The organism is Desulfobacter sp. UBA2225, assembly GCF_002348205.1.
GTDB lineage: Bacteria > Desulfobacterota > Desulfobacteria > Desulfobacterales > Desulfobacteraceae > Desulfobacter > Desulfobacter postgatei.
This window is the reverse complement of sequence record NZ_DDYV01000336.1, coordinates 18,882-32,243: the sequence shown is the minus strand read 5'-3', so window position 1 is coordinate 32,243 and position 13,362 is coordinate 18,882. Positions and strand designations below refer to the sequence as shown.

At 47.5% G+C, this 13,362-nt stretch carries 10 protein-coding genes; 8 read left to right on the top strand and 2 right to left on the bottom strand.

Annotation, left to right across the window (positions count from 1 at the left end; genetic code table 11):
* The first annotated feature begins 87 nt into the window (after window positions 1–87).
* From B3D59_RS17530 to B3D59_RS17505, 6 genes are all read left to right on the top strand, one after another.
* Window positions 88–1,782: a bifunctional sulfate adenylyltransferase/adenylylsulfate kinase gene (locus B3D59_RS17530; RefSeq protein ID WP_286822434.1), complete on the top strand. Its 1,695-nt coding sequence runs from the start codon at window positions 88–90 to the stop codon at window positions 1,780–1,782.
* A gap of 148 nt (window positions 1,783–1,930) precedes the next feature.
* Window positions 1,931–3,103 (top strand): MBL fold metallo-hydrolase, encoded by a 1,173-nt coding sequence (locus B3D59_RS17525; protein ID WP_286822433.1) that lies wholly within the window; start codon window positions 1,931–1,933, stop codon window positions 3,101–3,103.
* Window positions 3,104–3,134: 31 nt separating this feature from the next.
* Window positions 3,135–4,151 (top strand): 4Fe-4S dicluster domain-containing protein, encoded by a 1,017-nt coding sequence (locus B3D59_RS17520; RefSeq protein ID WP_349676910.1) that lies wholly within the window; start codon window positions 3,135–3,137, stop codon window positions 4,149–4,151.
* A complete protein-coding gene (locus B3D59_RS17515) occupies window positions 4,144–4,611 on the top strand; it encodes a FeS-binding protein (RefSeq protein WP_286822432.1) in 468 nt (155 codons plus the stop codon). The genes B3D59_RS17520 and B3D59_RS17515 overlap by 8 nt, the downstream gene beginning before the upstream one ends.
* Before the next feature lie 83 nt (window positions 4,612–4,694).
* Window positions 4,695–6,596: an HDOD domain-containing protein gene (locus tag B3D59_RS17510; protein WP_286822431.1), complete on the top strand. Its 1,902-nt coding sequence runs from the start codon at window positions 4,695–4,697 to the stop codon at window positions 6,594–6,596.
* On the top strand, window positions 6,589–7,842 hold the full coding sequence (locus tag B3D59_RS17505) for an adenylate/guanylate cyclase domain-containing protein (protein WP_286822430.1): 1,254 nt from the start codon (window positions 6,589–6,591) through the stop codon (window positions 7,840–7,842). The genes B3D59_RS17510 and B3D59_RS17505 overlap by 8 nt, the downstream gene beginning before the upstream one ends.
* A 23-nt stretch (window positions 7,843–7,865) precedes the next feature.
* Here B3D59_RS17505 and B3D59_RS17500 read toward each other — a convergent pair whose 3' ends face one another.
* A complete protein-coding gene (locus B3D59_RS17500; protein ID WP_286822429.1) occupies window positions 7,866–8,876 on the bottom strand; it encodes a tetratricopeptide repeat protein in 1,011 nt (336 codons plus the stop codon).
* An 8-nt stretch (window positions 8,877–8,884) separates the two neighbouring features.
* A complete protein-coding gene (locus B3D59_RS17495) occupies window positions 8,885–10,888 on the bottom strand; it encodes a class I adenylate cyclase (RefSeq protein WP_286822428.1) in 2,004 nt (667 codons plus the stop codon).
* 125 nt (window positions 10,889–11,013) lie between these two features.
* On the opposite strand from B3D59_RS17495, the gene B3D59_RS17490 reads away from it, so the two are divergent.
* Together B3D59_RS17490 and B3D59_RS17485 are read left to right on the top strand one after the other, a co-directional pair.
* Window positions 11,014–12,582: an HDOD domain-containing protein gene (locus tag B3D59_RS17490; RefSeq protein WP_286822427.1), complete on the top strand. Its 1,569-nt coding sequence runs from the start codon at window positions 11,014–11,016 to the stop codon at window positions 12,580–12,582.
* A gap of 68 nt (window positions 12,583–12,650) precedes the next feature.
* Window positions 12,651–13,295: an IMPACT family protein gene (locus tag B3D59_RS17485; RefSeq protein ID WP_286822426.1), complete on the top strand. Its 645-nt coding sequence runs from the start codon at window positions 12,651–12,653 to the stop codon at window positions 13,293–13,295.
* Window positions 13,296–13,362 lie beyond the last annotated feature (67 nt).

Sequence of the window (13,362 nt, the reverse complement as noted above, 5' to 3'; positions counted from 1 at the left end):
TTAGTTTTGAGTATTGAGTAGTGAGGAAAACAGCTTATTTTAATCTCACTACTCACTACTCACTACTACTATTTAAAGGATAGTTAGATGGCCCAAGACACATCCCTTGTCAATCTTCTGGTGGATCAGGAACGTCATATCGCACTTAAACAATTATTATCCTCTTTACCGGATATCACATTGAATCTGCGCCAGATATGTGATTTTGAACTGTTGACCACAGGCGTGTTCACTCCGCTGAAAGGATTTATGACCCAGGAGGCCTACGAAAGTGTCCTGGACCGGATGCGTCTGCCTTCCGGCGAAATCTGGCCTGTGCCCATCTGTCTTGATGTTTCCAGGGATCGTGCCGACAGGTTTGAGGCCGGACAGTCGGCTGTTCTTCGAGACCCTGAAGGATTTCCCTTAGGTATCATGGCCATTGAGGACATCTGGCAGGCGGATCGGGAAAAAGAGGCCATGGCGGTTTACGGCACCACAGATATGACCCATGATGAGGTGGCCCGGCTTCAGGAGGGACGCGACCGATACTATGTTGGCGGCAATATTGAAGCGTTGAATCTGCCGATTCATTCCGATTTTAAGCAGATCCGCAACACGCCTTTAGAGGTGCGGCAACAGTTTTGCAAGCTGGGATGGAAGCGAATTGTGGGGTTCCAGACCCGCCAGCCCATCCATCGTCCCCAGTTCGAACTGACCATCCAGGCCATGAAAAAGGCAAAGGCAAACCTGTTGATGCTGCCCATCGCGGGCATCCCCAGACCCGGAGATTTTGACCATTATACCCGGATGCGCTGTTATCAGAAGGTGGCCGCTTATTATCCCCCGGACACCTATCTGCTTAATCTGTTGCCTTTATCCACAAGGCTGGCAGGTCCAAGAGATGCCGTGCTTCACATGATCATCGGAAAAAATTTCGGGTGTACTCACTTTGTCATCGGCCATAACCACGCAACCCCGGGAAGTGACAGTTGCGGCAATCCGTTCTACGATACTCCCCAGGTCAGGGAGTTGGCTCAGCAGGCCGGGGAAGAGATCGGTATTGAACCGGTATTTTTTGAAGAGATGGTATATCTGCCCTTTGAGGATGAGTTTAAGCTGGCCAGTGAGGTGACGGATGGCCAGGAAACGCTCTCTTTTACCAATGACCATATCCGTGACCGGGTCAGAAAGGGCAAACATATACCGGAATGGGCCAGCTTTCCGGATGTGATCAAAGAGTTGCGCCGCTCCTATCCGTCCCCTTCCACCCAGGGATTTACAGTGTTTCTTACAGGGTTTTCCGGGGCCGGGAAATCTACCATTGCCAAAGTCCTCTATTCAAAATTTATGGAAATCGGCACCCGGCCCGTAACCCTTTTAGACGGGGACATTGTCCGGCGCAATCTGTCTTCAGAACTTAGTTTTTCCAAGGAGCACCGTGATATTAATGTCCGGCGCATCGGGTTTGTGGCTTCCGAGATCACCAAGAACAGAGGTATCGCCATCTGCGCTCCCATTGCTCCTTACGAGCGTACACGGTCAAAAATACGTACATCCATCGAAGCCCATGGCGGATTCTTTGAAATCCATGTGGCCACCCCCATCAGCGTGTGCGAAAAAAGGGACCGCAAAGGTATGTATGCAAAAGCCAAGGCAGGACTGCTCAAAGGCTTCACCGGGGTGGATGACCCATATGAGGAACCGTCAAACCCGGAGTTGTCCATTGACACCTCCAACCTGACCCCGGATGAAGCGGTTCAGCAGATTTTACTGTTGATCAGTGAAAAGGGGTTTGTGTAACGATTAACCGAGTTGCACCAATCTATCAAAATTTTACTAAAAAACACAAAAAACAACATTTTTTAGTGTATGCAAAAATCTAACCGGACATTACTGTGAAAGACTGGAAAGTATTAGACAGAGCAATACCAAATAACGGCAGAAGCCGTTGAGTGACTTTTTAGTATATATGACATGTTTTGTCCCTTGTCGGTCATGCATCCTGCTACCGCTTCTCATGCTTGTGTTCCTTCTGGGGTGTTCACCCCAGGAGAAGCAACCCTTTTCAGAAGATGTGTGGGAAAAAGAAGTATCCCGGACCCAGGAAAAAGATTTTTATGCCCCGCACAAAAAAGATGACCGATATTTTGCCCCCTGGATGAAAATGCCGGATAAAAGCTTTCTCGATGTCCTGGGCTGGAAGTTTTTTTCAAAAACGAATTATACAAAAGAGGAAAGGGAATTTCTGCCCAAAATTTTGCCCCAAACCCTGCAGCGTGTTCAAAAAACCCGGGGGGATTTCATCCTCTGGATCGGGCACAATACCTTTCTTGTCCGGACAGGAGAACAATATTGGCTCACAGATCCCATTTTTTCAAAACGCGCCCTTATTCCCGGGCGCAAGACACCACCTGCCCTGACCCTCGAAGAGATTAATACCCTGGTCAAAGTCCCCAATATCCTCATCTCCCACAACCATTACGACCACCTGGATCGTGGATCTATAAAAGGCCTGCCGAATGCATCCCGGGTCTTTGTGCCCAAAGGCCTGGCGGTTATGGTGAAAAAGATGAATAAACCCCATACCCTGGAGATGGACTGGTGGGAGGAAAAAACCTTAAGCCCCGATATAAAGCTGGTCTGTCTTCCCACCCAGCACTGGTCCATGCGCATCAACCAGGGCCGAAACAAAAGCCTGTGGGTGGCCTGGCTGCTGATAACGCCCTCCGCAACCTTCTATTTTGGCGGGGATACCGGCTATTTCAAAGGGTTCAAAGAGACCGGGAAGAAATATCTGGGCATCGATTATGCCTTCATCGCCACCACAGCCTACCATCCCAGATGGTTCATGCACTACCAGCACATGAACATCCCGGAAGCTGTCAAAGGCTTTAAGGAATTGGGGGCAAAATATTTTATCCCCACCCAGTGGGGCACCTTTCACCTGGGCAGCGAACCTGCAGGCTTTCCCGGCCTTGAACTTAAACGCTTTATCCAGACCCGGAACCTGGATCCATCCCTTTTTAAAATTATGGATATCGGTGAAATTTTAAAGATCATCCCTCGAACGGGAGGTTTTAAGGGCCAAAAGGCGAGCGGAAAACCGGCTTTAAATTCTTAAAATAATCAACATGCGACTTCAGGAGGACGATATGAAGGACGATATGAAGGACGATGAAAGGGTGAGCGTAAGCCGCCGTGGGTTTTTAAAAGGGGTGGCTGTTGGCGGCGCATCCATGCTTCTGCCCGGTACGGTCAGGGCATCCCGGCAAGGTAATGCGTTGGCCTCCCTGCATGACCTGTCAAAGTGCATCGGTTGCGGAGAATGCGTTTCAGCCTGCTCCGAACAGAACGGGGGTAAATATCCTGACCCCCAAAAACCCTTTCCAAAGATGTACCCCGGCAGGGTCAAGGTGGCGGACTGGTCAGACCGCCGGGATGTTCAGGAGAGGCTTACGCCTTACAACTGGTTGACAATCCAAACCGTAGAGGTCGATTGGCAGGGGCAGTCCTATGAAATCAATATTCCCCGGCGCTGTATGCACTGCCAAAATCCCCCCTGTGCCAATTTATGTCCCTGGGGGGCCTGTGCCCGGGAGGACAATGGGGTGGTGCGCATTAATACCGATATCTGCCTGGGCGGTTCCAAGTGCAAGTCGGTTTGTCCCTGGGATATTCCCGAACGCCAGACAGGCGTTGGTCTTTACCTTAAGCTTCTGCCCGCTTTTGCCGGAAATGGTGTTATGTATAAATGTGACCGTTGCTTTGAACTTCTGGCTGACGGTCGTGTGCCGGCCTGTGTCAGTGAGTGTCCGGAAGAGGTTCAGTTCATCGGCCCCAGGCAGGATATCCTGGTCCGGGCCCATGCGCTGGCTAAAACCTTTGCCGGTGACGCTGATGAGAATGATTTCATCTATGGTGAACATGAAAACGGCGGCACCAATACCATCTATGTCTCTCCCGTCCCCATTCCTTTGCTGGCCAAGGCCTTGGAAACAGGTCCGGGCAGTCCGCATATGGATCCGGTGAAGGATATGATGGCCCAGGACGAGTTCCTGGGGCTTGCCGCCTTAGCGGCTCCGCTGGCCGGAGTGGCTGCAGGACTGTTGACTGCCGGGGCAAAATTTATCAAGTCGGGAAAAAAAGACGAGGAGGCAACCCATGAATAGCCTGTTTCCCAGGTGGCTGAACCGGATCCTGCTGGCCGTCATAACGCTTTTGGCCTTGACCGGGATGGCACAGATGCCTATTTTCAAACGGTATTACATTGCGGACATCCCAGGGCTTGGCTGGCTGGTAGCCTTTTATACCACCCACAAAATACACTATATTGCCGCAGCTGTTTTCCTGGCCCTGCTTTTCTGGATGGCTACGGTTTACCTGTTAAACCACCGCAAAACGTGGCGGCTCACAGCTATGGGCTGGGTGCGTTTGGTTATTCTGGCGCTGATCGTGGTGACCGGAATGCTGCGAACGGTAAAGAATCTGCCCGACCACGGTTTTAGTCCCATGACGGTGATGCTTGTTGACTGGACACATCTGGCCGCTGCCATGCTCCTGGGGGTAACCGCCATTCTTGCCCGGGTGGGACCATGGCACCGTAAAGGGGTTTATGCAACACGCCACTGATCGTCATTGGTTCTGCAGTGTGAAAAAATTAGCGTTTGTATTGTCTTAATTGCTGGTCAGGAGAGGTGCGCTGTTTTTAAAAAATGAAAAAAGTATTATACAGAATCATCGTAAACAAGCTTGTTCCAGAACGTATGGAGGTCTTTTCTCAAATTCTGGAAAACGAATTTAATTACACCTTAAAGAGTGTAGATGATTTTGTCAGATTTCTGCCGCGCATAATTTATGAGGGACATCATGGCAGCAAATTAAAAAAAATCTTAAAAGTTTTAAAATCGGCCAATATTGACTTCAGTGTTCATAAACTTGTTAAAGAGGAGAACTTTCTTTTTTATATTGACCAGGCAACGCATCGGCTGATTTTAAAAATTTTGAATATGACATTGAGGGCCGGAACGGATGCAGCCTTTGTTTTTATGGTTGCCGGGAATGAAAATGAGCTTTTCCTGGGTGAGTCATTAATCGGCAGGGGGGAAGAACTTGTAGATTCGTTTCGTCTCAGCGATTTTATTTTTATTATCGATGAAAGGTCCTTGTTGTTTTTAGGATTTGCCACGGATAATGAAGGATTGCATTTTTTAATTCCAAAATTGAAAAAGGCGGTACAGGGCATTGTGGGAAAGGATGCCGAAATTAAATTTGGTGAGGCTGTGTTTCCCAAAGACGGGTATTCTTTGCCTGATATTATGCGCCAGGTAAAGAAAAATTTTGGAATGAATAAAAAATGGGTAAAAAAACCAAAGGTATCAGATCCAGAGCCGGTGCGGGAGGAAAACGATATCCTGTCAGCACCGATGGTTGGGCCTGTTTTTGACGCTTTTGAGTCGGATGCGTTTTTTAAAGATGCAAAAGGAAGCTTTTTTTATAAACTGTTAGCCCTGTCTCCCGAAACAGTGTGGTCCGGTGTAAAAAATATGACCATCAAGGAACAGAAACGGTTTATGTCAAAACTTCCCCATGACTCTAAATTGGTTGATTATCTGTCAGGGAAAATTAAAAGCCAGGCAGAGGTCCGGGATGTACAGACCGCCAGGGAAGAAATTGGCCGCCTTTCTGCAGGGATGCAGTTTGAAAAGGGGATGATCGAAAGGCAGCGCAACAGGACCACGGTTGTCGGGATGCTTAACCGGATAGAGTCGCTGCCCGTCATTCCCGCGGTTGCCATGCAGGTGTATCAACTGTCAATCGATCCGGCGTCTGACATTGAAGATGTTCAAAAAGTGCTTTCCACGGACCAGGGACTTGCCTTAAAGATATTAAAACTTGTCAATTCTCCTTTTTACGGGTTGGGTCGGAAAGTTGATTCCATCAGAGAAGGGATCATCATCCTGGGGATGGAGGAAATTGCACAATTGGCATTTGGCCTGAGCCTGGCCGGCTCTTTTTCCGGGGTCGGTATAAAGGGACTGATAGACCCGGTATCGCTTCGGCGGCATGCAGTGGAGGTTGCCGTTATAGGCCGTTTTTTGTGTGAAGATCTCACGGATGACGAATTCAAAGTGGCATTTACGGCCTGTGTTCTGCATGATATCGGCAAGCTGTTTTTGATCCAGAATTTTCCGGAATTATATAAACGAGTGATGTTGGTGGCCGGGGAAATGCAGATGCCTGTATATGCGGCAGAAGAAGATATTTTTGGATTAAACCACGGCGTGGTGGGAGGCATCATCACTAAAAAGTGGAATCTGCCCGACTCCCTGGTGCAGGCCATATCGTTTCATCATTATCCGCCGGATGCCTCGGAATACCAGGAACTTGCAGCGATCGTGGGATTTGCGGACAGTCTGAACCATATGAACACCGCAGAGGATACCCCTGGGGCAGTGAAAAGCATGTCTGTGAATTTAATGAATAAGGGTCTTATTGATGTCCTTCAGACCACTCTGGGAAATATTTCAAAAGAGATGATTGCCGATAAAAAAGTCCAGGCGGATCGATTCATGCAGGAAAACGCAACAATGATCGGATCAATAGCCGATGATTAGAGACATAGATCAAGAGAGCGCTCCGGACGGCAGGCAGTTTGAGCTGCTTAAGAATAACTATCTTAATCTCCTTGCCAAATACGAACACAGGATAAATGAACTGTCAATTCTAAAAGAATTGATCGAGTCAGTGACTTCCTTGACCCTTGCAGACCAGGAGCTGATCTGGCACAAACAGCTGGAAAGCCTTATCCGGTATAAGAGCCTGTCAGGTGCGGTACTATACTATATTGGAACAAGACAGGAGCAGAAAGAAAAATTTTATGCCCTGAGCTTTGACCATACCACCGATTATGCAGACCTCCTGCGGGGGGCACAGGTCCTTGACACAATTGTTAATGAAAAAGAACCGATCCTGGTTGCCGATCTGGGTAAGCATGGTAAACTGAATATGATAAACGGCTCCATGTTGGCACTGCCGCTGGTATCGGGAGATGAAAGCATTGGTGCATTAATTTTGTTCAGGAATCTTATTGACGGTTTTCCAAAAACCGATATCAGTTTTTTTTCAATTGTCCGTGACCATTTGATAAATACCATTGCGTTTCAGCGGTTTTATTTTGAGAAAATAGAAGAGGAAAGACATATCAGCCAATTGTCCAGGTTTTTTTCAAAGGGTGTTGTGAAAAAAATCCTGGAAAGCAGCGCACCCAGGTTGGGCGGAGAGCGTAAAAAGGCCTGCGTATTATTTGCCGACCTCCAGGGGTTTACAGCGTTGTCTGAGCAACTTGCATCAGAGCAGGTGGTAGAGGTGCTCAATAATTTTTTCCACTACATGATTCCCATTGTATTCCAAAATCACGGGACATTGGATAAGCTTATCGGGGATTGTATTATGACCGTGTTCGGCGCGCCCATTGATGATAAAAAAGACTGTTATCATGCGGTGAAAACCGCCCTGGAAATGTTCGTTGTCTTTAACCGGTTGAAGGATAAAAAAGGCGGAGTATACCAGCACCTGAAGATGACGGTGGGTATCAATTTCGGTGAATTAATTGTAGGTTTCATCGGCGAGCAGAACCACCTGGACTATACGGTGATCGGTGATACGGTGAATTCTGCGCAACGACTTCAGTCAATGGCAGGCGGCAATGAAATTTTTATTTCCGAGAGTGTGTTGGAGAGGACAGGCAAGGATCTCAATACCATGGAGAACATCAAGTCCGTTCATGATCTGGGGACCATGACCCTGAAAGGAAAAAGCCATCAATTGAAGGTCTATAAAATTATCCCGGAGATATGCTGATCCCCTAATTACCAAACAAGCTCTCAGATCATCCCCAGATCAATGGCTTTAATCACCTGTTTGGCCTCGGTAAAACTGTGGTCTTTGTCAAGGGCGGCCTGGAAATAGGTTTTGGCTTTGCTGGTGTTTTTGTCATCTAGATAAAGGCGGCCGATATTGTAATAGATATAGGGCTCGTCCGGGTGGACTTTCAACGCTTTTTTGTACTGTTTCATGGCTTCTTTTGTGTCACCCTTTTTCCGGTAAAGCACGCCTAAGGTGTTGAATACGTTCAGTGAGTTGGTCCCGGAAGCCAACAGCTCATTGAGCAGATCCTCGGCTTTTCCCAGTTTATCGGTATCCATATAGATTTCTGCGGCGATCTGGGTGTGCTCTTCGGCCTTTTCAACGTCCCCCATGGCTCTGTATACCACGGCCATGGCTTTGTATGCCTTGACAAAAAGCCGGTCCAGGCTCGTTGCCTTGGAAAAGGCTTCTATGGCTTCGGGATGCTTGTTTTGAGCCGTTTTGATGTATCCGATATTGTAATAGTATTCCGGATTTTCTCTCTGGGTCACCAGGGTTTGGAATAACCCCAGCGCCTTTTTGTATTCTTTTTTTTCAATGAGTTCGAGGCCTTTTTTTACACGTAGCTCGACCTGGTGGATGACAGGATCTTTTAGCTTTCCTAAGGCTGTGATCAACCTCATTTTCAAGGACTTGGGATCATAGGGGATGACAAAGAGCCCGCTGACACCTGCCTGACCTGCTTTGATGACCTTGATTTTGGTAAATGCGCTGTCTGTTAAAAAAAAAGGCAGCTCCCCCAAGCGTTCTTCTTTCCTCAAAATTTTCAACAGGGCCAGTCCGGACATATCGCTCATATCATAGGCAGCAATAACACATCCGATGTCGGATGTTTTCAATACGGTCCACCCCTTGTCTGCGCTGTCGGCCGTTATCATATTGGTGTAGCCCACCTTTTTCAGGGCTGTTAAAAGTCTGTCCTGCTCCATGGTGTCTTCGGTGATGGTGAGAATTGAGGGGTGGGGCATATACATTCCTATAATTTGTCCAGCATTGGACGAGTCCTTTTAGCTGTCCCCGGTCGGTGCATCAGAAAACGCTCCGCCAAAAACTGTTTGATTCCGTATACGGCATTTTCATCCCGGTTTTGTGCCATCTGAAAAAAGAACAGACGGATCTCTTCGCCGGCATACTGGTTAATTTTATCGGCTATTTTTCTATACCTATCATCCAAGACCCCTTCGGTGTCAAGCCTCAAGAGATCCAGAAACAGTTCCCCCCAGGAATTGAGGGCCAACAGCTCAACTTGCGTCACACCGAAGCGGGCAGACGGGCATACGAGCAGAATCAGTATTTTGGTCCACCGGGCATCGTATTCAAAACAACCGTCAAAAAGAGGTTTGACCGGCTGCATGATCAGGTAGAGGGCATCTGTGGAGACAGCCTGGGCGTTGCTTTCATAAAGTTTAAGCCTGGTTTTCAGTTTGATCTGGGTTTTATCCCTTCGGTAAAGCCGGTTTTCCATGATCCATCCCATCAGGCCCAGGAAGGTTTTGGATGTGTGGAGAACGCTGTCATGTATTGTATTTGAAAGCGCAGCGCTTAAAATCCACTCCCCCATTGAATTTTCTTTTATCGAAAGAAATGGAAAGGAATGTCGGGTCAAAAAATTTGAACTTGACGGAATTTTGCCGGCTTCCTTGTTCAGGCGCTCCTTGACTTTGTTGTTGAGGATTTTCATATTTCTTTGTTCCGCCGGGGGCAGGTTTTTTTCAATGGCTTTTCCTTTGGCACTGATCTGTTCGTACATCCCGGCCAGACGTTGGATTAAGGTTGAGTCAAGAAGCTGTTTTCCTTGCTCAGGCCAGTTTGGATATGAGATCAGTTTTTTGACCTGGGACGGAGGAACGTTCCAGGTTCGGATGTATTTGTCTATCAGCTGTTTTTTGGGTGAACCCGGTTCCGGCAGCCTGACTTTGGGGTAGCCGCAGAGCCTGAAAAATATCGCGGTTTTTATAAGTTTTAGCCCATCCGGGGCATGGACCTGGTGGTAGTGGAGTACTCTGTCAAACACAATTTTGTAAGGATCACTTTCGCAGTCGTCAATGCCGGCTTTTGCAAATTTCTGCTTGAGTTGGTCGCACAGGAGCATGGCGCTATCTTTTTCGTTCGTTATGTGGGAAAGGATCATGGTGGCCTTAAGCAGCGCCTTGACCGGATCTTCTTTGGATTTGCAGATGTGCCAGCGGATGCCCTGGTAAATGTCTTTGACGGAGGGCATTTCTACCTTTCCAAGGTCAAGAAAATCTTTTAATAAAAAAGCCAGTTCAGGCTGCCGGAACAGATGTCCAACCAAACGGTCGTATGTTCCCTGCGGCATATTTGCCGGCAAAATGGTCCATATCGGAATCTTGCCGGCAATCATTAAAAAGGTCCGGTAAAATTCTTCTTTGAGGAACAGTTTCGGGGCAATCATTGTTTCAGGTTCTTCAAAACCGGCATAGCAGTCTTTCCGGATGTCGGCCTGGTCCATGATGAAAAACGTCACTTCCTGATCAAAGTTTTCCCTGGCAAATTTAACAATGTGGTTGAGTTTTTTTTCAAAGTTGTAATATCGTTGTTCCGTAAAGCCGGTTCTGTCAATGATGACCCAGTAATCAAAGTCCGACTGGGCGGATTGGGTAAAGGTGCCTAGGGAACCGATGTGGTAAAAACCAAGCACGCAGGGATCTTTGATGTCCGTTTGGGTTTCAAGAATATCCCCGGGTACCTCTTCCATGTCCAGCACCGCTTTATAAAATCCAGAGTTCTTAAAGTTATAGATGCCGCAGGCTTCAGGCGCTTCAGGCACATACCCCTCGAATTGCGGATGGTTAATGTGGATGAGAAAAGGAATTTTGATAAAAAGTTCAAGCTTGGGCTCTGAAAGGTAACGCAAGGCCTCACGCATTCTCACCACGTTGTAGTTGGAAAAGGCCGCTTTCATCCTGGTAAGCTTGGCTGCCAGGGTGTTTTTTGTGGGTGCTGAAGCGTCGCGCATGCCCTGTCCCGGTTTTATAGGTGAGTAAATCATTTGAAAAGATAATACAACATGTCTAAGATTATAGTGATATTATAAGAACGATTTTTTATTATTTTCAAGCCAAGTTTTAACATGGAGCATGAATGGGCGACAGGGAATCCTCCCATACCGGCATTGATTTGGATATTATCTGCATCAGCGAACTGGTTACAAGAGATGAAGGTGCTCCGGAAAAATTTCAGGACAGCATACGTTCGGACCCCAATGATTATCGGGTCTATTTAAATGGTATTATAAAAAGAATGCAGGGCAAGGATGCGTTTTTAACCTTTGCCCAACAGATCAATAACGTTAACCGGATACTGAGTATGGACTATAGCTCTGCAGGGGATATTGCCCGGGTGATTCTTAAAGACCTGAGTTTGACCGCCCAGGTGCTGAAACTTGTGAATTCCTCAATTTACCGGCAGTTTTCAGACAAAGGCATTTCAACCCTTTCCGAGGCCATGATCATATTGGGTACGGATGAAATCCGGGAACTGGCCGCCGGGCTTAAGATTTTTGAGATGATGAAGTCAAGGGCCAATTCCATGGTCTTGAGGGATAAAATGCTCAGAAGCCTTCATCGGAGTGCCGTTGCCAGGCAGATTGAAAGGGAAAAGGGCGATAGAACTTCGGATGCCTTCCCCATTTCAGCCATGTTGTATGAGTTCGGAGAATATCTGGTGGCGCTTCTGGATCCGGATACTTACATCAGGGTGGAGGTCGCCTTGGAAGAAGAGGGAGTATCAAGGGAAACTGCGGCTAAAATGATTTTAGGCGTAACCTATTTTGAACTCGGTCAGATGGTTGCTTTGAAGTTTAATTTGCCCCAGAAGATCGTCCAGGCCATGCGGCCGGTTTCTTTGACTGCCCGGCAGAGTCTGAAGATTGCCCCAAAAGAGGAGACCAGATATCTCTGTGCATTTGTCTATGAACTATGCAATATTCCTGCGTTGGAAAATGACGCTGTATCCCTTGATGCTGCAGGTACGCTTGTGGATAAGTATCGCGGCCTTTTGGATTTTGATGCCCGGCAGGCACTGATGTTGACCTGTACGGCCATGGATCGGGTGATTCGGCATGCCGAAATTCTAGGCATTGATCCTGTGTTAACCCCACCTGTGAAAAGCGATCCGGGGATAAAAAACAAAGTGAAACTGGATCTGGGTATCAGTCGCGTGGAAGAGGCCTTGGGTGAAGGCCTGAGCATCCATGAAATTTTTACCCGGCTAATCGACACCATGGCGCAGTGCTTTTATTTTAAGCAGATTGTCATCAGTATCAAAAAAAAAGAGAACAACACCATGGTGCCGCGTTTTGTCCGGGGCGAGAAACGGCTGGAGGGATTCGGTCAAGTCATGGGATTCAAAATTGAATCGGCATCGGACATTTTTAACAATGCCATCGACCGGAAAACCGATATCATTGTCAAAGATACTCAAAAAGAGTTTTCCCGGCAGCAGATTCCTTCCTGGTACATGGAAAAGATAGCCTGCCCATTTCTGGTAAAGGGATTCGGCATTTTCCCCGTATTTGTGGACGGAAAAATAGTCTCTATGCTTTATGTGGATTGGGATGAAAAAACACCGGATCCGGACCAAAATACACTGTCGTATATCCAGAGATTCAGACAACAGATGATTAAAGCCTTCACGCTTCACTCTAAATAGGCTCGTCCTCAATTCTACGGTCATATTCGGCCTTTTATTTGAGTTTGATTTGTACTATACCATGATCCATGAATACGGATTGCGAAAAATCAGTTTTTTATTCCGTGGGGCGGTCCATATCCGATCCAGTTCGCCGGGCGGAAATAAAAATCAAGCGCTCCGTATTTGTCTGTCGGCTCAGCTATGTTGAGACCATTGAAGATGCAAAGGAATTTATCTCCAAAGTTTCCAAAGAATACAAAACCGCCACCCATAACTGTTGGGCTTATGTGGTGGGCGATTCCGGGCAGATCAGTCATTGCTCAGATGCGGGTGAACCCCCGGGTACGGCCGGCAAGCCCATGCTCAACACCCTTTTATCCCATCATATGACCTGTACTGCGGCGGTTGTTACCCGGTATTACGGCGGGGTGAAGCTCGGGGTGAGGGGGTTGATTGAGGCCTACGCCTTGGCTGTGGCCGAAGCCATTGCCCAGGCTCCCCTGGTCCGGCTGGTAAAGACGGAATCTTTCCGAATCTGCCTGGATTACAGCCTGAATGATTCATTTTTAAACCGCATCAGTGCCCTGAAGACCACAATTGCCGGAACGGATTATAAAGAGCGGGTCACCCATGAATTGGTCGTGGAGTTGTCGGACCTGTCGGCCCTGGAATCAATGCTCACGCAATACCAACGCCAGGGGCTTCTCAATTATATCAAAATATCAGCCTGATTTTTTAACGGCAGATGTTTTCTCCCTAAAGATTTTTTCCTGTATCTGTTTTTCATCCGGCTAAAAA